Source organism: Pseudomonas aphyarum, assembly GCF_028657055.1.
GTDB classification, from domain to species: domain Bacteria; phylum Pseudomonadota; class Gammaproteobacteria; order Pseudomonadales; family Pseudomonadaceae; genus Aquipseudomonas; species Aquipseudomonas aphyarum.
In genome coordinates, this window is record NZ_JAMDGS010000002.1 from 36,294 (window position 1) to 57,532 (window position 21,239).

The 21,239-nt window shown below is 62.9% G+C and carries 8 protein-coding genes; 4 read left to right on the forward strand and 4 right to left on the reverse strand.

Annotated features, from left to right (window positions below; all coding sequences use genetic code 11):
• Window positions 1–112: 112 nt before the first annotated feature.
• A complete protein-coding gene (locus M5G18_RS01875) occupies window positions 113–13,114 on the reverse strand; it encodes a non-ribosomal peptide synthetase (protein WP_273898422.1) in 13,002 nt (4,333 codons plus the stop codon).
• Between the two features lie 380 nt (window positions 13,115–13,494).
• On the opposite strand from M5G18_RS01875, the gene M5G18_RS01880 reads away from it, so the two are divergent.
• Window positions 13,495–14,049, forward strand: a complete 555-nt coding sequence (locus M5G18_RS01880; protein WP_007955779.1) for an RNA polymerase factor sigma-70 — start codon at window positions 13,495–13,497, stop codon at window positions 14,047–14,049.
• A gap of 71 nt (window positions 14,050–14,120) precedes the next feature.
• Here the strand turns inward: M5G18_RS01880 and M5G18_RS01885 are convergent, their stop codons facing one another.
• The 3 genes from M5G18_RS01885 to M5G18_RS01895 form a co-directional block, all read right to left on the reverse strand.
• A complete protein-coding gene (locus tag M5G18_RS01885) occupies window positions 14,121–15,134 on the reverse strand; it encodes a GNAT family N-acetyltransferase (RefSeq protein ID WP_273898423.1) in 1,014 nt (337 codons plus the stop codon).
• 87 nt (window positions 15,135–15,221) lie between these two features.
• The gene (locus tag M5G18_RS01890; protein ID WP_273898424.1) at window positions 15,222–16,019 is read right to left on the reverse strand and encodes a substrate-binding periplasmic protein; all 798 of its coding nucleotides are present in this window, start codon (window positions 16,017–16,019) and stop codon (window positions 15,222–15,224) included.
• Between the two features lie 91 nt (window positions 16,020–16,110).
• A complete protein-coding gene (locus M5G18_RS01895; RefSeq protein ID WP_007955773.1) occupies window positions 16,111–16,734 on the reverse strand; it encodes a TetR/AcrR family transcriptional regulator in 624 nt (207 codons plus the stop codon).
• 194 nt (window positions 16,735–16,928) lie between these two features.
• Here M5G18_RS01895 and M5G18_RS01900 point away from each other — a divergent pair, with 194 nt between their 5' ends.
• Genes M5G18_RS01900 through atuC form a run of 3 tightly spaced genes read left to right on the forward strand, consistent with a single transcriptional unit; the run spans window position 16,929 to window position 21,221 of the window.
• Window positions 16,929–18,719, forward strand: coding sequence for an acyclic terpene utilization AtuA family protein (locus M5G18_RS01900; RefSeq protein WP_273898425.1), 1,791 nt, complete (start codon window positions 16,929–16,931; stop codon window positions 18,717–18,719).
• A 12-nt stretch (window positions 18,720–18,731) separates the two neighbouring features.
• Window positions 18,732–19,601 (forward strand): SDR family oxidoreductase, encoded by an 870-nt coding sequence (locus tag M5G18_RS01905; protein WP_273898426.1) that lies wholly within the window; start codon window positions 18,732–18,734, stop codon window positions 19,599–19,601.
• Between the two features lie 3 nt (window positions 19,602–19,604).
• A complete protein-coding gene (gene atuC / locus M5G18_RS01910; protein ID WP_273898427.1) occupies window positions 19,605–21,221 on the forward strand; it encodes a geranyl-CoA carboxylase subunit beta in 1,617 nt (538 codons plus the stop codon).
• The last annotated feature ends 18 nt before the right edge of the window (window positions 21,222–21,239 follow it).

Here is a 21,239-nt window from a genome sequence, read left to right on the forward strand (position 1 = left end):
CTGAGCGGGCCGGCCTCGGCAGTCAATGATATGAAAGGATTACAAAGCCCGATCTGCGACAACGGCTACAGAGAAAAACATGTTTTCTGTAGCCATTGTCGCGGGCCGGGTTCTACAGCCCTTCCAGCTCCGCCATCAGGTCATTCAGGCGATCGACTTTTTCTTCGGTGATATCACTGGCCGCCAGTCCTTCGATATACCCGGCCAGTTCCTCCACCGTGCTGCACTCGAACATCGCTCTCAGCGGCACGTCCCGTTGCAGGGCTTTCTGCACCCGCGAGGCGATTTGCGTGGCGAGCAGCGAGTGGCCGCCGAGTTCGAAGAAGTTGTCGCGTACCCCGACCTTGTCGACCTTCAGCACCTCAGCCCAGATATCGGCCAGGGTCTGCTCCAGCTCACTGCGTGGCGCCAGATAATCCTGGCTTTGCAACTGGCCGATCTCCAGTGCCGGCAAGGCCTTGCGGTCGAGTTTGCCGTTGGCGTTGAGCGGCAACCGGTCGAGCCACAACCAGTGCAGCGGCACCATGTATTCCGGCAGTTCGGCGCGCAGGCGCTGCTTGATCCGCTCCAGGCGTTCGCTCTGGTTCAGTGCGGAATCTGCGGCCACCAGGTAACCAACCAGATGCTTGCCGTTGACGCCTTCCTGCACGCCGACCGCCCCGTCACGGACTTCCGGTTGCTCGTGCAGACGCGCCTCGATTTCACCCAGCTCGATCCGGTAACCGCGAATCTTCACCTGATGGTCGACCCGGCCGACGTACTCCAGCACGCCGTCACTGCGACGGCGCGCCAGGTCACCGGTGCGATACAGACGCTCGCCCGGCGCACCGAACGGGTTCGGCACAAACACCGGCGCGGTGCGCAACGGATCGCTGACATACCCGCGACCGACCCCGGTGCCCGCCACACACAACTCACCCACCGCACCCAACGGCACCAGATCCAGCGCGCCATCGAGCAGGTACAGCAAGTTATTGTCGGTCGGCGTACCGATCGGCAGGTAACTGCCGCGAGTCGAGGCCAGGTCGACGCGGAAGAACGCCACGTCGTCCGAGCACTCCGCCGGGCCATACGCGTTGACCAGACCGATCTCCGGATAACGCAGCAGCCATTGGTGCGCCAGTTCCGGCGGCATCGCTTCACCGGTCGGCAACATCCAGCGCAGCCCGTCGAGGCTCAGGCGATCCGAAGTAAGCATGCCTTGAATCAGCGACGGCACGCTTTCCAGCACGGTGATGCCCTGCTGCTGAACATGCACCAGCAAGCCTTGCGGATCGTGGGCGATGGTGTTCGGCACGATGTCCACCCGCGCCCCGAACAACGGCGCGGCGAGGAACTGCCAGACCGAAATGTCGAAGCTTTGCGAAGCGGTCTGGGCGATCACATCGGCGTCGCTCAGGTTCAGGTACGGCACCTTGCTCAACTGGTTGTTGAGCATGCCCCGCTGCTCGACCATCACGCCCTTCGGCAACCCGGTGGAGCCCGAGGTGTAGATCACGTAGGCCAGGTTATCCGGGCCGCTGAAGAGGCCCGGATTCGCCGACGACACCGCGCCCGCCTGAACCTCTTCCCACACCAGCAGGCGTGGACGGTTGGCGCAGCTGAATTCATCCAGCAAGGTCGTCGCCTGTTCACGGCAAGCCTCGGTGCACACCAGCACCGGCGTGCGACTGAGCTCGATGATCCGTTGCAGTCGCTGGCTCGGCAGGCCTGGATCCAGCGGCAGGTAACCGGCACCGGCCTTGAAGCTGCCGATGATCATGCCCAGCAGATCCAGATTACGTTCGCCCAGCAGCGCCACCGGTTGATCCATCTGCACCCCGGCCGCGACCAGTGCATGGCCGAGACGGTTGGCGTTCTGGTTCAGTTGCTCGTAGCTCAACTGCTGATCAAGGCAACTGGCGGCAATGCGTTGCGGATGTTGTGCGACCTGGGCTTCGAACAGCTCGACGTAGCTCTTCTCCAGCGGATAGTCGTGCTCACTCTGGTTGCAGCCGTGGAGCAGGAAGTCCTGTTCCTCATGGCCAAGCAGCGGCAGGTCGGCCATGTCGCCATGGAAGCCATCGACCAGCGCCAGCAACAGACGCTTGAACTCGCCGAGCATGCGCTCGATGGTCGACTCGTCGAAGTAACGTTGGTCGTAAGACAGGTGCAGACCGAGGTCGTCGCCCGGGTAGCACACGGCTGTCAACGGGAAGTTGGTGTGCGTACGGCCCGAATCCGAGGTCGCGTTGAGGCTCTGCGCACGGTCCAGTACCGAGACTTCCACCGGGGCGTTTTCGAACACGAACAGGCTGTCGAACAGCGGCTGGCCTTTCGGCAGTTCGCTCTGTTCCTGGATGTTCACCAGCGGCAGGTATTCGTACTCGCGCAGTTGCATGTTGCTGTCGAGCAGGCCGCTCAACCACTGACGCACGCTGGCGCGCTGATCGTCCGCCGGGATCTGCACCCGCAGCGCGATGCTGTTGATGAACAGGCCGACCGTGCGCTGCATCTCCGGCATTTCCACCGGGCGCCCGGCCACGGTCACGCCGAATAGCACGTCGCGATCACCGCTCATGCGGCGTAGCACCAGTGCCCACGCCGCTTGGGCGAAGGTGTTGATGGTCAGTTGATGGGCCTGGGCCAGTTCGCGCAGACGGGCGCCGTCCTCGACATTCAGTCGCGTGTAGCGATCACCGACGATCATGCCGCCGCTTTCACCGGCGTGTTCACGCAGGAACGGACGGTCGCTCGGGATCGGCGTGGTGCGCTCGAACCCTTGCAGGTTCTGCTGCCACCACTGACGCGCTTCGGCCAGGCTCTGGCGTTGCAGCCAGCCGATGTAGTCGCGGTAGCGCGGCGGCACTGCCAATTGCGCTTCGCGACCTTCGCCCAGAGCGGTGTAGATCTCGAAGAAATCGTTCATCAGCAGCGAGCGGCACCAGGCATCGATCAGGATGTGGTGGTTGCTCATCATGAACCAGTAACGCGCCGCGCCGACCTTGATCAGACGCAGGTGGAACGGTGCCTGATTGAGCAGATCGAACCCGGCCTCGCGCTCGGCCTTGAGCAGCGCTTGCAGTTTCGGCTCCTGCTCGGACTCGACGACAGCGCTCCAGTCCAGGTACTCGATCGGCGTACGACCCGGCGTATGAATCACTTGCAGCATGTCTTCGCCAACGTTCCAGCAGAACGACGCACGCAACGCTTCGTGACGGGCGACCACCGCTTGCCACGCCTGGGCGAAACGCTCGGGGTCGAGTTCGCTGTTGATGCGGTAGCGATCCTGCATGTAGTACAGACCGGTGCCCGGCTCCAGCAAAGTGTGCAGCAGCATGCCTTCCTGCATCGGCGTCAGCGGGTACACGTCTTCGATGTGCGCCGCCGGCACCGGCAGTGCATCAAGTTGCGCCTGGGTCAGTTTCGCCAGCGGGAAGTCCGACGGCGTCAGGCCACCGGCCTCGTCCTGCAGGCAATGTTCGATCAGACTCTGCAACTCGCCGACGTAGGCATCGGCCAGCTCGTTGATGGTCTGCGCGTCGTACCGTTCGGCGCTGAAGGTCCAGCGCAGCAGCAATTCCCCACCGTACACCTGACTGTCGACGCTCAACTCGTTCGGCAACGGTGCGTGCGGATCGTGGGCCGCGCCGACCGATTCATCCAGCGGACGGAACAGCGCATCGTTGCCGAAGCTCTGGTCGAACTGGCCGAGATAGTTGAAGGTGATCGGCGCATTCGGCAATGCCGCCATGCTCTGACGGCTGGCGTCATCGGCGAGATAACGCAGCACACCATAACCGAGGCCTTTGTGCGGAACGGCGCGCAGTTGTTCCTTGATCGCCTTGATCGAAGCGCCCTGCCCGGCAGCCTCTTCGATGTTGTGCGGGGTCAGGCGCAGCGGATAGGCGCTGGTGAACCAGCCGACAGTGCGGGTCAGATCGATCTCGTCGAACAGGGTTTCGCGGCCGTGGCCTTCCAGTTGAATCAGCGCCGACGGCTGACCACTCCAGCGGCACAGCACGCGCGCCAATGCGGTCAGCAACAGGTCGTTGACCTGCGTGCGATAGGCGCTCGGCGCCTGTTGCAGCAGTTGCCTGGTGCGTTCGGCATCCAGACGCACGCTGACGGTTTGCGCATGGCGATTCTCGCGACCGCCCTCAGGACGCTCGCACGGCAAATCAGCATTCGGGCCGGCCAATTGCGCTTGCCACCAGCTCAATTCTTCACGCAGGGATTCACTGCCCGCGTAGGCCTGCAAGCGTGCCGCCCAGTCCTTGAAGGCGCTGGTTTTTGCCGGCAGTTTCACCGACTGATCGGCGTCGAGTTGGCGATACACGGTTTGCAGATCATCGAGCAGAACCCGCCACGACACACCGTCGACCACCAGGTGATGGATCGCGACGAACAGCCGTTGCTGACCTTCCGGCCCATCGACCAGCACGGCACGCAGCAGCGGGCCCTGGGCAAGGTCGAGACTGCGCTGGGCATCAGCGAACAGCGCGGCGCACTTGTCCATCGACGGCACGCGAACCTGCCACAGCACGGCGGCATCGGTGACCGGTTGATGGGTTGCCTGCCATGCGCCGTTGACCTCGTTGAAGCGCAGACGCAGGGCATCATGTTGCTCGATCACCGCGAGTAACGCCTGTTCCAGACGGTGCGGTTCCAGCGCCACCGTCGGCTCCAGCAACAATGCCTGGTTCCAGTGCTGACGCTCGGGAATCTCGGTGTCGAAGAACCAGTGCTGGATCGGTGTCAGACGCGATTCGCCCGTCACCAGACCTTGCTCGGCGGTCACGGTTTCACTGCGACTGGCGACAGCGGCCAGGGTCTGCACGGTCTGGTGCTGGAACAAGTCTCGGGGGCTGAAATGAATGCCCTGCTGCCGCGCGCGGCTGACCACTTGAATCGACAGGATCGAGTCGCCGCCCAGTTCGAAGAAGTTGTCGTTCAGACCAACCTGCTCGACGTTGAGCACTTCGCACCAGATCTGCGCCAGGGTCTGCTCCAGCTCGTTGCTCGGTGCCACGTAATCCTGACGGTTCAGCTCCGGATCCGGTGCCGGCAAGGCACGGCGGTCGAGTTTGCCGTTGGCGGTCAGCGGCATACTCGCCAGCAGAATCAGATGGGTCGGCACCATGTAGTCCGGCAATTGCGTCTTCAGGTGCGCCTTGAGGGCTTCGCGCAGTTCGGCTTGCTCGGCTTCGCTTCGCGAAGCGAGCTCGGTCACGAGATAGCCGACCAGTTGCTTGCCGCTCGGTGCATCCAGAGCCAGCACCACCGCTTCGCGGATCGAGTCGTGATCGAGCAGGCGGGTTTCGATCTCGCCCAGTTCGATCCGGAAACCACGGATCTTCACCTGATGGTCGATCCGCCCGAGGTATTCCACCAGACCATCGGCGCGCTGGCGCACAAGGTCGCCGGTGCGGTACATACGCCCGCCATCGGCAGCAAACGGGTCGGCGACGAAACGTTCGGCAGTGATGCCTGCACGCTCGTGATAACCCACCGCCAGACCGGCGCCGCCGACGAACAATTCACCGGTCGCGCCTTGCGGCACCAGCGCCAGATCGGCGTCGAGAATGTAGGCCACGCGATCACCGATCACGCTGCCGATCGGCACACTGCCGGCGCCCTCTTCCAGCACTTCCGGCGCAAGGCTGGCCAGCGGCATGACCACGGTTTCGGTCGGGCCGTAGGCGTTGAAGAACAGGCTCGGTTTGAACGCCGCGCGAATTCGCTGCAGGTGTTCGCCAGTCAGCGCTTCCCCGCCGGTGATGATCATCCGCACCGGCAGGATGTCGTTTTGCGTCGCGAGGAACTGCGCCAGCTGGCTGCCGTAGCTCGGGGTAAAACCGAGAATATTGATCCGATGTTCGCGGATCAGGCCGCAGATTTCTTCCGCGTCCCACTGACCCTGAGCACGCAGCACCACCTGCGCACCGCTGAGCAGCGGCACCAGCAGACGCTCGGTGGCGGCGTCGAAGTTGATCGAATAGAAGTGCAGCTCGCAGTCGTCCGGACGCATGCCGAAGCGCTCGATCACCGCCTGGCAGTGCATGGCGATTTCACCGTGGGACACCACCACGCCTTTCGGTTTGCCGGTGGAACCCGAGGTGTAAATCAGATACGCCTGATGCTGCGGCAGGCTGATAAACGGCAGCTCGGTTGCCGGGTAATCGGCCAGCGCGGCACTGTCATCTTCCAGGCACCAGCGCGCCACGTTCGACGGCAGTTCGCCGAGGGCCTTGAACATCGCGCGGTCGCTGAGCAGCAGGCCGACGCCGCTGTCTTCGATCATGTAATGCAGGCGGTCGAGCGGGTATTCCGGGTCCAGCGGCACATAGGCGCCGCCGGCCTTGAGGATCGCCAGCAGGCCGACGACCATTTCCAGCGAACGCTCCAGCGCCAGGCCGACCCGCACTTGCGGGCCGACACCGCGCTCACGCAGGGCCCAGGCCAGACGGTTGGCGCGAGCATCAAGTTCGGTGTAGCTGAGGGTCTGCCCGGCGAAGGTCAGGGCTGGCGCATCTTTGCGCGCCAGCGCCTGCTCGGCGAACAGGTGATGAATGCACTGGTCCAGACGACGCTCACCCGGCTCGACGCCAAGGCTGTCGAGCAATTGCTGTTGTTCAGGCGCATCGAGCAACGGCAGTTCGCTGAGACGCTGTTGCGGGTCGGCGATCAGCGCTTCCAGCAGGTTGCGCCAATGTTTAGCCATGCGCGCGATGGTCGGTTCGTCGAACAAGTCAGTGCTGTACGTCAGGCAGCAACCGAGGCGATGGTCGAGGTCGGTGACTTCCAGGTTGAGGTCGAACTTGGTCGCCCGCGCATCGTTGGCCAGGTACTCGACGGTCATGCCGGCGAGCATGCGGCTTTGCTGAAATTCCCAGCGCTGCACGTTGCACATCACCTGGAACAACGGGTTGTACGCGGCACTGCGCGGTGGTTGCAGCGCCTCCACCAGATGATCGAACGGCAGGTCCTGATGGGACTGACCTTCGATCACGGTGTGGCGCACCTGCTCGAACAATTCGCCGACCGACATCTGGCCGTCGAGCTGGCAACGCAGCACCTGAGTGTTGAGGAACGCACCGATCAGGCCTTCACTTTCCGGGCGAATACGGTTGGCCACCGGCGCGCCGATGCGCAGATCGGTCTGGCCGCTGTAGCGGTAAAGCAGGGTCGCGAGCGCGGCGGTCATAGTCATGAACAGGGTGAGACCGTTCTGCGCGTTGAAGGCCCGAACCCGAGCGGCGAGATCATCGCTGAGGTCGAAACGGAACAGTTCACCCTGATGACTTTGCACCGGCGGACGCGGACGGTCGCCCGGCAGTTCCAGCAGTGGATGTTCGCGGCCCAGTTGTGCGGTCCAGTAGTCGAGCTGACGCTGACGCTCGCCGGACTCCAGCCAGTTGCGCTGCCACACGCTGTAGTCGAGGTACTGCACCGGCAACGGTTCCAGCGGCGATTCGCGGTCATCGACGAACGCTTCGTACAGTGCGCTGAGCTCACGGGCGAAGATGTCCATCGCCCAGCCTTCGGTGACGATGTGGTGCAGGGTCAGGACGAAGTAATGCTCCTGCTCGGCGGTCTTGACCAGACAGGCGCGCAGCAGTGGGCCGGCTTCCAGATCGAACGGCAGGTGCGCTTCGTCGTCGGCCAGTTGCTGGACTTTCTGCTCGCGCACATCGGCGGCGAGTTTCGAGAAATCCTTCCAGTCCATGCGCACGCCGGTCTCAGCATGCACCTGCTGACGGGCCACACCATCGATGCTCGGGAACGTGGTGCGCAGGGTTTCATGACGCAGGATCAACGCTTGCAGCGCCGCTTCGAAACGCCCGACATCCAGCACGCCACGCAGACGCGCCATGCCGCCGACGTTGTACGCCGGGCTGTCCGGCTCCATCTGCCAGAGGAACCACATGCGCTGCTGGGAATAGGACAGCGGCACCGGTTTGCTGCGATCAACCTTGTCGATCGGTGGCTGTTTGTTGGTGCGGCCGCTGGCCTGGATCTGGCGGATCTGCTCGGCGAAATCACCCAGTTCGCTGTGTTCGAACAAGGCGCGCAACGGCAGTTCGACGTCGCAGGTCTGACGGGTGCGGGAGATGATTTGGGTGGCCAGCAGCGAATGACCGCCGAGGGCGAAGAAGTCGTCACGCAGGCCGATCTGTTTCAGGCCCAGCACTTCACGCCAGATCGCAGCGATCTGTTGTTCCAGCTCGGTGACCGGTTCGACGTGTTCGCGCACTTGCCATTGCGGCTCGGGCAAGGCGCGGCGGTCGAGTTTGCCGCTCGGGCTCAGGGGCATTGCGTCCAGGCGCATCAATTGCGCTGGGACCATATATTCCGGCAGCTCGGCGGTGAGTGCGGCTTTCAGGCGAGCGATTTGCCCGTCCTGATCTTCACTGGCATCAGTGGCGGTGAAGTAGCCGATCAGTTGCGGACCAGCGACGGTTTCGCGCACCAGGACGGCGGCCTGAGCGACGCCGTCCTGAGCCAGCAGACGGGCTTCGATCTCTTCCGGCTCGACGCGGAAGCCGCGCAGTTTGACCTGCTGATCGAGACGACCGAGGTATTCGATCACGCCATCATTCGTCCAGCGTGCGCGGTCACCAGTGCGGTACAGCCGCGCCCCCTGCTCGCCCAGCGGATCGACCACGAAACGCTCGGCGGTCAGCGCCGGACGGCCCAGGTAACCACGGGCCAGACCAATGCCGCTGATGCACAGTTCACCCGGCACGCCGGCCGGCACAGGATTGAGATCGCTGTCGAGCACGCGGCAGACCACGTTGCCCAGCGGACGACCAATCGGCGAACGCTCGCCATCGGCCACGCTGCAATGCCAGTGGGTTACGTTGATCGCGGTTTCGGTCGGGCCGTAACGGTTGTGCAGCTGCACCGCCGGCAGTTGCGCCAAAACGCGGTTGCGCAGCTCTGCCGGCAGCGCTTCACCGCCGGAGAACACGCGGCGCAGGCTGGTGCATTCGGCGCTCAACGGTTCGTCGATGAACAGCGAAAGCAGCGGCGGCACAAAGTGCAGCGTGGTCACGCCGTATTGCTGAACCAGCTGCGCGATGCGATGCGGATCGCGGTGTTCACCCGGGCCGGCGATCAGCAGGCGCGCGCCGGTGATCAGTGGCCAGAAGCACTCCCACACCGACACGTCGAAACTGATCGGCGCCTTTTGCATCAGCACGTCGGTGTCGTTCAGGCGATAGGTGTTCTGCATCCATTGCAGACGTTCGGCCAGTGCCGCGTGCGTGTTGCCCACGCCTTTCGGCTGGCCGGTGGAGCCGGAGGTGTAAATCACGTAGGCGAGGTTGTCGCCGTGCAGGTGCAGACCCGGTGCCTGGCTCGGCCAGTTCTCCAGGTGCAGGGTGTCCATGGCGATCACGCTGACGCCTTCGCTGGCCGGCAAGCGGTCGAGCAATGCGGTCTGGGTCAGCAGCAGTTCGACGCCGCTATCGCTGAGCATGTAAGCCAGGCGATCGGCCGGGTAATCCGGGTCCAGCGGCACGTAGGCGCCACCGGCCTTGATGATCGCCAGCAGGCCGATCAGCAGTTGCGGCGAACGCTCGGCGGCGATGGCTACGCACACGTCCGGGCCGACGCCTTTGTCGCGCAGGTAATGGGCGAGACGGTTGGCCTGGGCGTGCAGTTCAGCGAAGTCGAGGCTGCCGCCGTCCCACACCAGCGCGGTGCGATCAGGGGTTTGCCGCGCTTGTTCGTTGAGCAGTTCCGGCAGCCATTGTTGCGCCGGGGTGCACGGGGCGATACTCCACGCATTTTGCTGAGTGTGTTCGGTGGCGGTCAGCAGCGGCAGGTCACCGATGGATTGTTCCGGACGTTCGCAGACAGCACGCAACAGATTGCTGAAATGCTCGGCGAGGCGCTCGATGGTCACGGCGTCGAACAGCTCATCGGCGTAGTCGAAAGACAGCGTCAGGCGACCGTTACGGTCTTCTTCACTGTGCAGTTGCAGATCGAACTTCGCCTCGCGGCTGTGCCACGGCAGTTCTTCGGCAAGCAATCCTGGCAGGCGTTTGAGCGCGCTCAAGTCGCGTTGCTGATGGTTGAACATGACCTGGAACAGACCTTGTTCGCGGGCCTGCGGGAAGGCTTCGAGCAGTTGTTCGAATGGCAGGTCCTGATTCGCCTGGGCACCGAGTGCCGCTTGACGGGTTTGCGCCAGCAAGCCGGTGAATGGCAGACGCGAATCGACGTCGGCGCGCAGCACCTGGGTGTTGATGAAGAAGCCGATCAGGCCTTGAGTTTCCAGACGCGGACGGTTGGCGTTCGGAACACCGATGCGGATATCGCGCTGGCCGCTGTAGCGATGCAGCAAACTCTGGAAGGCCGAGAGCAATAGCATGAACGGCGTGGATTGATGGGTCTGAGCGGTCTGGCGAATGGCGTCGCTGAGGCTGATTCCCAGGCGAACGCTGTGGCGTGCGGCGCTGTGCTTTTGCTTGGCAGAACGCGGATGGTCGGTCGCCAGTTCCAGCGTCGGATGCTCGTCACCCAATTGCGCTTTCCAGTACGCCAGTTGCCGTTCGCCCTCGCCTTGCGCCAGCCATTGGCGCTGCCAGCTGCCGTAGTCGGCGTATTGGGTTGGCAGCGGCGCGAGTTCGGCGCGCTGGCCTTGGGAAGCGGCGGCGTACAGGCGCGAGAACTCGTCGATCAAAACGTTCAGCGACCAGCCGTCGGCGATGATGTGGTGCAGGGTCACCAGCAACTGGTGATCTTCATCATCGAGACGAACCAGCGTCACCCACAGCAGCGGGCCTTTCTCCAGATCGAACTGGGTACGGGCTTCGTCTTCGCGGATCTGTTGCGCGCGGGCTTCACGTTCGGCGACTGGCAGGTCGCTGATGTCGATCAGTTGCAGGTTGAACTCGCCCGCTGCTTCGACCTGTTGCAACGCCACGCCGTCGCGCTCGAAGAAGCGCGTACGCAGGGATTCGTGGCGCTCGATCAGTTGCTGGAAACTGGCGCGCAGGGCGTCTTCGTCCAGTTCGCCGCGCAGGCGCAGAGCGCCGGGAATGTTGTAAGCGCTGCTCTGCGGGTCGAGCTGCCAGGTGATCCACAGACGGTTTTGCGCCAGGGATTGCGGCAGTGCTTCGTTGCGCGACAACGTGGTGATTTCACCCTGGGCGCTGCCGCCATCCTGTTGCTGTTGCGCGACGGCGGCGGCGAACGCAGACAGGGTTGGGGCTTCGAACAGCAGACGCAGGTTCAGCTCCAGGCTCAGCTCTTCGCGAACCTTGGCAATCACTTGTGCGGCGGCAATCGAGTTGCCGCCGAGCAGGAAGAAATGGTCGTCGGCGTTGACCTGTTTGACGTTGAGTTGCTCGGCCCAGATTTTGCCGATCAACGCTTCCAGTTTGGAGGCGGACGCGGTCGAGTCCTGAGCGGTTTCAGCAGTGGCTGAGGGGAATACGGCGTAGCTGTCGAGGCTGCCATCAGCCAGGCGATTGCGGCAGGCCGAACGTTGCAGCTTGCCACTGGAAGTTTTCGGCAACGCGCCCGGGTTGAGCAACACCACCACGCTCGGCGCTTCCTGATACGCCTCGGCCACGGCCTGGCGAATGGCTTTGATCAATGCTTCAGGCGGTAGGATTTTCTGCACGCTGCGGCTGATTTCCGCCGCGATGCCGATGCCTTCTTCGCCATTCTGATTGACCGCGAACGCCGCGACGCGGCCCTTGCGTACCACCTCCACTTCGTTCTCGACCGTCTTCTCGAGGTCCTGCGGATAGAGGTTGTGACCGCGCACGATCAGCATGTCTTTCAGGCGGCCGGTGATGAACAGCTCACCTTCGCGGATGAAACCCAGGTCACCGGTGCGCAGCCAGGTCTGGCCGGCGTGCTGGACGAAAGTCTTGGCGCTGGCCTCGGGGTTGCGCCAGTAGCCGAGGGCGATGCTCGGGCCGGTGGCCCAGACTTCACCGACGGCGTTGTCGGCCAGTTCTTCGAGGGTGTTCGGCTCGACGATCAGCACCGCATGATCGGGCTGGCTGATGCCGCAGCTCATGATCGGGCTGCCCTCGCCCGCTTCGGCGCGGTTCTGTGCCAGGGCCAGATCGTCCACGCGCAGTGCTGGAATCCCTGTGCCACGCGGTGTGCCGGCGACGAACAGGGTCGCTTCAGCCAGACCGTAGGACGCCATGAAACTGCTTTCGCTGAAACCGCATGCGGTGAACTTCTCGGCGAAGCGTTCGAGGGTGTCGAGACGGATTGGTTCGGAACCGGAATAGGCGACACGCCAGCGGCTCAGGTCGAGGCGTTCCAGCGCCGATTCGCTGACCCGCTCGCTGCACAGACGGTAGGCAAAGTCAGGGCCACCGCTGATGGTGCCGCCGTATTGGCTGATCGCCTCAAGCCAGCGCAATGGCCGGCCGAGGAAGTACGCCGGCGACATCAGGATGCACGGCACATCACTGAAGATCGGTTGCAGCAGACCGCCGATCAGGCCCATGTCGTGGTACAGCGGCAGCCAGCTGACGATCACGTCGTCGGGGTTTACGTCGATGCCGAAGCCGTGGCGGATCAGCAGTTCGTTGGCCACCAGGTTGCCGTGGCTGACCTGCACGCCCTTGGGCAGCGCGGTGGAGCCGGAGGTGTATTGCAGGAAGGCGATGTGGTCTTGCGGCAAGGTCGGTTCGACCCAGCGTTCGGCCAACGAAGCGTCGAGGGTGTCGACGCACAACAGCGGCGGCGCGCCTTCGATTTGCTGCAGGGCGTCGCGCAGGTCGGCGCTGGTCAGCAGCAGACGCGGTTCGGCGTCGGCGATGATCGACAGCAGGCGTTCCTGATGGTGACGCTTGGCCGATTCCGGCGGATAAGCGGGCACCGCGATCACGCCCGCGTACAGGCAACCAAAGAACGCCGCCACGTAATCCGGGCCGCTCGGAAACAGCAGCACCGCGCGATCACCGAATCCGGCCTCGGCCTGCAACGCCGCAGCGATGGTTCGCGCACGTTGATCCAGCTCGCGATAACTGAGCACCACAGCCTGTTCCTCGGTTTCGGCGAGAAAGCGCAAGGCCAGCCGATCCGGCGTCAGGGCCGCGCGGCGCTGGAGGGCTTGGACCAGGGTGCTGGGGAGTTCGAACGCGTCGGTCATGAGGTTTCCTGCCTGAATTCGGCTTGCTGGTGGAATCGGGTTGGCTGCGGCATGCCCGTGCAAGGCATGCGGGACACGGTCTTCGCCGACCGTGCAAGGCATTGGAATGCGGTAGGTCCGGGGCTGCGTACCCGGATCCATTCACCAATGAGAACGGATGACGTCTTGAAATAATTAGTCGGCAGGCTGGATCGCCAACGGGGCTGGGCGCTTGGGCGAATGCGGCGGCGTGTCGCAGTTCTCAGATCGCACTGTTATGGATCATTAGTTCTCTTTCTCAATTGACAATCATTATCATTCAACATAATTTGTCGCTCGATGTGTAGGACGGCCCCGTCCCCCAGGCGTCCCACTAACCTATTGGCAGCAAGGTGATTTCCATGACGGAACAAGTATCCACAAGCAGGTGCGATTCACCGCTACTTCAGGCATTCGTCGACAATCGACTGATTCTGGTCAAGATTGCAGCCCGCATTACCGGCTGCCGGTCACGCGCCGAAGATGTGGTGCAGGATGCGTTCTTCCGACTGCAATCGGCGCCGCCGATCACGTCGTCGATCAAGGCCCAGCTGAGTTATCTGTTCCAGATCGTGCGCAACCTGGCGATCGATCACTACCGCAAACAGGCGCTGGAGCAGAAGTACGCCGGCCCCGAGGAGGAAGGGTTGAACGTGGTCATTCAGGGTGCCTCGCCGGAAACCTCGCACATCAACTTCTCGACCCTGGAACACATCGCCGACGCGCTGACCGAGCTGCCGGTCCGCACCCGCTATGCGTTCGAGATGTACCGTCTGCATGGCGTGCCGCAGAAGGACATCGCCAAGGAACTCGGCGTTTCGCCGACCCTGGTCAACTTCATGATTCGCGATGCGCTGGTGCACTGCCGCAAGGTATCCGGCAGCCGCGCCGATGCAGTGTCCGCAAACCGTCGCTGATAAAAACCGACCGCAAAAAAAGATCGCAGCCTTCGTTGAAGGGCTGCGATCTTTTTTGTTTTAGCGAGAAATCACACCAGTCTGCAGCGATCAAAAAACCGCTCGCGACCGAGAATCATCAGCGCCGCACGCTTGTGCGGGAAATCAAATTCCTTTTCGCAGTGGAAGCACTGGTTGTGCATGTGGCCGATCATCTTCGCGTTGTCGGCACGCGGTTCGGCGACCACGCGCTGCGTGCGCGGATCATCCATGAACAGGTAGTGCACCAGCGCCGACAGCCAGCTCGCCACCTTGTGCGGGCCGCGATGGTCTTCTTCCCCGACCAGCATGTGAATGCCGCGATCGTAATTGTCGGCATCGTAGAACGGCGCGATGCGATCTTCCTTGGCCCAGTACGCTTCGAAATAGGCAAACGGCTGATCATCGAAACAACCGATCAGGGTCAGCGTGTGCGGATCGGTGTCGAGTTTGCTCAGGTACTCGCGATGCTGTTCGAGGCTGCCCTCTTCCTGCCAGAAACTGGCGACGCGCGGGCTGTTCTGCCAGCGATTGAAACGCGCCAGATCCTGCTCGATCTCCACCGTTCGCAGGGAAATCCAGGCACCGAGACGCGCATCGAAGCGCCGATAAACCTCACCGCGCGGTTTGACCGGTCGCAGCGGATGACGCTTACCGTTGCTGATGACCATCTGCTGCGGATAGCTTCCGGTCAGTGAGGTGCCGAGCCACGGTTGTGGCAGTTGCCAGAACAGCGTGCGCTCGCAGCGATACTCACCCGCCACTTCAGTGCCCACCAGCAAACCGCTGAGCAAGGCTTCGGTGGGCGCCTGATCCAGTTGCCAGATCAATTGCTGACGCGCCGGATCCCGGGCAAACAGCCAATAACAGGCTGCCCACAGCGCCTGGCCTGGCGGCAGTGCATAGCGTTCATCGATCTGGATCGGCCCCTGACCTTCACGATCAAGACGCAGGCGAATCAGAGGTTGCCCGTCCAGGCTAAGGCTCAGACGGCTTTCGGTGGCATCGGCTACCAGTTGGCTGCCCGAAGGCAGGGCCAGGGCAGTCAGGTCATTCAGATTGGACATGGGTCGGGCTCACGATAATCGTCGACAGTTCAACGATGGGACGTGAGCCGGGGCGGGAAATTTAGGCCGGACGCGAAAAACCGCCGGTCATTGATGCGGTACCGGCACCACCGCAATCTTGTACGGATCGAAGATCTTCAGCATCTGACCGTTGTCGCGCAGGCCTTGCAGCAGCTTGCCGAAGGCTTCGCCGGTGATCGGCGCCTTCGGGCTGAGAATCGCGTAGTGGTGGTAGATCTGGTCGATGCGCTGGGACACCAGCAACTCGTCGCGTACCTTTTCGTTGCGCAGCAGGTAATCGAACAGGTACGAGCGGGTCACCAACGCAATGTCCGCGCGCCCGCGCAAGACCATCAGCAGGTTGCTGTCGTGGGAATAGGTCAGCGTGGCGCTGTAGGTTTCAGCGAGGTACTTGGGATCGGCATTGAAGTTGGCGAATTCGTAGTGGTAGCCGCTGTACAGCGCCAGCCGTTTGCCCTTGAGATCGGCGAAGTAATTCTGCTGGCGACCGGGCTTGTTCTGCGCTACGAAAATCTCCGCGTCCTCCAGGCCCATGTCGACGGTGGTGTGGGGAATGTCTTTCCAGCCCCACTCCGGATTTTCGAAGATCGCCATGTCGGTGCGGCCATCCTTGAAATCGCCGAACCGGCGAGGAATCGAGGTGGGCACCAGCTCGAAACGATAGTCGCTCTGGGCGCTGTTCAAAGCCGCGACCAGTTCCGGCAGCAGGCCGGTGTCGGCGCCGTTTTCCGGGCGAATGGTGTAGGGCGGAAAATGCGCCGCGCCCACCCGAACCACTTGCGCCGCCGGAGCAGGCAATACCCATAATGCAGCCAGCGCTGCGAGCATCAGCCCGGCGGCCGTCCGAATTGGCGAAGACTTCAAAACACCCCACTCCCCGAAAAAGTACCGATCATTGCATTCAAGCTAGGCGGTTTCGCCCAGTTAGCCAGTTTCCCGGCCCGATAGAAAGCGCCTAGCGCTCTTCGAGTACCAGAATCAGCGCTTCTTCGGCCAGTTGATCGAGGCTCAGGCTGCCGCCGGCACGGAACCAGGTGGTGGTCCAGGACAGCGCGCCCGTGAGAAAACGTCGGGTAATGAACACGTCGCCACGGATGAACCCCGCCTCTTTGGCCTCGCCCAGCACTTGTAGCCAGAGGTCTTCGTAGATGTCGCGCAGCGCCAGCACCTTGGCCTGGCCGTCTTCGGACAGCGAGCGCCATTCGTACACCAGCACCGCCATCGCCTCGCCGCTGCCGCCCATGATCGACTGCAATTCGCAGCGGATCAGCGCCAGCACCCGCTCACGCACATCGGCAGCATCGGCAAGGGCTGCGCGCATCAACGCGGTGTTGTAGCGGATGGTTTCCTCCATCACCGCCCGCAGGATTTCATCCTTGCTCTTGAAGTGATGAAAGATGCTGCCCGACTGAATCCCCACGGCACCGGCCAGATCGCGCACCGTGGTGCGCTCGTAGCCTTTGTTGCGGAACAGGTGGGCCGCCACTTGCAGCAGTTTGCCGCGAGCGCTGTCCGGATCGGTCAGCTGGCCGGCATCGACCAGTTCACGCATGACCCTCAGGGCTTTTTGCTCGTCCACCCGTTCTCTCCTACAGTCGATCAGTCAATTGCGCCGTACGCCGCAGAAACGGCGGGGTTGCGCGGGCAATTTAAGCCGCCGGCGGTGACCAAGCAAGCGCTTGGGCAGAAGATAATTCCAGACGTTTACAAACCAAGCGCTTGCTTGGTAGTCTCGATGCACTTCTGTCACAGGTTGCTGAGTCGGAGATCAAAATGCCCACCACGGTTCGCATCGGATGCGCCAGCGCATTCTGGGGAGACACCTCGACCGCCGCCGCGCAGCTTGTGGCCGGAGGACAGCTGGATTATCTGGTCTTCGACTATCTGGCCGAAATCACCATGTCGATCATGGCCGGCGCCCGGATGAAGGACCCGCAGGCCGGGTTCGCTGGAGACTTCATCGAAGTCCTCGCGCCATTACTGCCGCAACTGGCCGAACAGAACATTCGCGTCATCAGCAATGCCGGCGGAGTCAATCCAAAAGCCTGTGCCGCGGCCCTGCAAGCGGCCTGCGACAAGGCCGGCGTGGCGCTGAAAATCGCCGTGCTGTCAGGCGATGACCTGCAACCCCACTTCAAACAACTCGCCTCCCAAGGCATCACGGAAATGTTCAGCGGCGCCCCGCTGCCGCCGATGTGCGTGTCGACCAACGCCTACCTCGGTGCGCCGGGCATTGTCGAAGCGCTGCGTCTGGGCGCCGACATCGTGATCACCGGCCGGGTGGTCGACAGCGCAGTGGTCAGTGCCGCACTGGTGCACGAATTCGGCTGGTCGTGGCACGACTACGACAAACTCGCGCAAGCCGCCCTGGCCGGGCACATCATCGAATGCGGCGCGCAGTGCACCGGTGGCAACTTCACCGACTGGCGCGACGTGCCGGATTACGAACACATCGGTTTCCCGATCGTCGAAGTCAGCGCCGACGGCCAGTTCATCGTCAGCAAGCCCGAAGGTTCCGGCGGGCTGGTCACGCCACTGACGGTCGGCGAGCAGATGCTCTACGAAATCGGTGACCCTCAGGCCTATCTGTTGCCCGATGTGGTCTGTGATTTCAGCCAGGTCAAACTCCAGCAACAAGGCAAAAACGCCGTCCGGGTCCACGGTGCCAAAGGCCTGCCGCCCAGTGACCAATACAAGGTCAGCGCAACGTATCCGGACGGCTTCCGTTGTACCGCCAGCTGCCTGATCGCCGGCATCGATGCCGTGGAAAAAGCCCGGCGCGTCAGTCAGGCGATCCTCGACAAAACCTCGGAAATGCTCGACCACAAAGGCCTCGGCCCCTACACCGAAACCCACGTCGAACTGCTCGGCAGCGAAGCCACCTACGGCCCTCACGGCCAGCGCCGGGACAGCCGTGAAGTGGTGATCAAACTCGCCGTGCGCCACCCGAACAAACAGGCGCTGATCCTGTTCTCCCGCGAGATCGCCCAGGCCGCGACCGGCATGGCGCCGGGACTGACCGGTATCGTCGGCGGGCGGCCGACGGTGTATCCGCTGATCCGGCTGTTCTCGTTCCTGATCGACAAAAGCGCCTGCAACTTGCAGATCGACATCGCCGGCGAATCTCATCCGTTCGCCCTGCCCGCTCCCGCCATACTCGACAGTCAGGACCTGCCCCTGCCCCACGAAACACCCAAACCCCAGGGCCGCGCCGACGCGAGTGTGCCGCTGGTGAAACTGGCCGTGGCGCGCTCCGGCGACAAGGGCAATCACAGCAACATTGGCGTCATGCCGCGTCGTCCGGAATACCTGCCGTGGATCGCCGAAGCACTGACCCCGGCGGTGGTCGTGGACTGGATGAGCCATGTCCTCGATCCGATTCACGGCCGGGTTGAACGCTGGTATTTGCCGGGCACCCACAGCATCAACTTCCTGCTGGAAAACGCCCTCGGTGGCGGCGGCGTGGCGAGCCTGCGCATCGACCCGCAAGGCAAAGCCTTCGCCCAACAACTACTGGAAATCCAGATCCCGGTGCCGCAGAGCATCGCCGAACAGTTCGACTAGAGGATTGGCACCATGGCGTTCGAATCGATTTTCAGGGCTGATCTGTTCAGCGGCCAGACCGTCATCGTCACCGGCGGCGGCAGTGGCATCGGGCGTTGCACCGCCCATGAACTGGCGGCGCTCGGGGCCACCGTGGTGCTGGTCGGGCGCAAGCCGGAAAAGCTGCAAACCGTCGCCGCCGAAATCGCTGAGGACGGCGGTCGGGCGCACTGGAAGGCCTGCGATATCCGTGACGAAGAAGCGGTGAAGGCGCTGGTCAGCGAACTGATCCGCGAACATGGACCGATCCACGGGCTGGTCAACAATGCCGGCGGCCAGTACCCGTCGCCCCTGGCCTCGATCAATCAGAAAGGTTTCGAAACCGTGCTGCGCACCAATCTGGTCGGCGGTTTCCTGATGGCCCGGGAAGTGTTCAATCAGTCGATGAGCAAACACGGCGGCAACATCGTCAACATGCTCGCCGACATGTGGGGCGGCATGCCCGGCATGGGCCACTCCGGCGCCGCGCGTTCGGGCATGGACAACTTCACCAAAACGGCGGCGTTCGAATGGGGTTATGCCGGCGTTCGAGTGAATGCGGTGGCGCCGGGCTGGATCGCTTCCAGCGGCATGGACACTTACGAAGGCGCGTTCAAGGCCGTGATCCCGACCTTGCGCGAACACGTGCCGCTCAAGCGCATCGGCACCGAATCGGAAGTCAGCGCAGCGATCGTGTTTCTGCTCAGCCCGGCAGCCGCGTTCGTCAGCGGCAGCACCTTGCGCATCGACGGCGCAGCCAGTCTGGGCAGTCGCGCCTGGCCATTGCACAAGGCGACCCACAGCGAATCCTTCAACGGGTTTCACCGGGCTTACATGCCCGATGTCTTGAAGGACAAGGAGTAAGCCATGCCGGTCATACAATCCCAGCTCGACCCGCACAGCGAAGCTTTCACCCGCAATCGCGCAGCGATGCTCGCCGCCATCGAGCAAGTCCAGCAACTCGAACAGAACCTGCTGAACAAGGCTGCGGAAGCCAAACCGAAATTCGACAAACGCGGGCAATTGCTGCCCCGTGAGCGCCTGAATCTGCTGCTCGACCCCGGCGCGCCATTCCTCGAACTGGCGAGCCTGGCCGGCTACAAACTGCACGACGACAAGGACGGCAGCTCGGCCGGTGGCGGCTTGATCGCCGGCATTGGTTATGTGTCCGGCGTGCGCGCCTTGATCGTGGCGAACAACAGCGCGATCAAGGGCGGGACGATTTCCCCGTCGGGTCTGAAAAAATCCCTGCGCCTGCAACAGATCGCCCAGGAAAACAAACTGCCGGTGATCACCCTCGCCGAAAGCGGCGGCGCCAACCTCAATTACGCGGCGGAAATTTTCGTCGAAGGCGCACGCAGCTTTGCCAATCAGGCGCGGATGTCGGCCATGGGTCTGCCGCAGATCACCGTGGTGCACGGCTCAGCCACCGCTGGCGGCGCGTATCAGCCGGGGCTGTCGGATTACGTGGTGGTGGTGCGCGGCAAGGCCAAGCTGTTTCTCGCCGGCCCGCCGTTGCTTAAAGCAGCGACCGGTGAAGTCGCCACCGACGAAGAACTGGGTGGCGCCGAGATGCACGCGCAAGTCGCCGGCACCGCCGAATACCTGGCCGAAAACGATGCCGACGGCGTGCGTCAGGTGCGGGAAATCGTCAGCCTGCTGAACTGGAACGAGCAAATACCGTGGCTGCCCGAGCCGCAATTCAAGGAACCGCTGTACCCCATCGACGAACTGCTCGGCCTGATCCCGGACGACCCGAAAAAACCTTACGACGTGCGCGAAATCATTGCGCGGATCGCCGACGAATCGCGCTTCCTGGAGTTCAAGGGCGAGTTCGATCAGCAGACCGTTTGTGGCCACCTGAAAATTCAGGGGCGCGCCTGTGGCTTCATCGGCAACAACGGCCCGATCACGCCCAACGGCGCGAGCAAAGCGGCGCAGTTCATTCAACTGTGCGACCAGAGCCAGACACCGCTGCTGTTTTTCCACAACACCACCGGGTTCATGGTCGGCACCGAATCGGAACAGCACGGCGTGATCAAGCACGGTTCGAAACTGATCCAGGCCGTGGCCAATGCGCGGGTGCCGAAACTGACGATCGTAGTCGGCGGCTCCTACGGCGCGGGCAACTACGCGATGTGCGGACGCGGGCTTGATCCGCGCTTCATCTTCGCCTGGCCCAACAGCCGAACCGCCGTGATGGGCGGCGCCCAGGCCGGCAAGGTGTTGCGCATCGTCACCGAAGCCAAACAGCTCAAGGACGGCCTGGTGCCCGACCCGAAAATGCTCGACATGCTGGAGCAGGTCACCGCGCAGAAACTCGACAGTCAGTCCACCGCCCTCTACGGCAGCGCCAACCTGTGGGACGACGGGCTGATCGACCCGCGCGATACCCGCACCCTGCTCGGTTACCTGCTGGACATCTGCCACGAAGCCGACATCCGCGCGTTGCAACCCAACAGCTTCGGCGTCAGCCGGTTCTGATCGCCACGGATTAAAGGA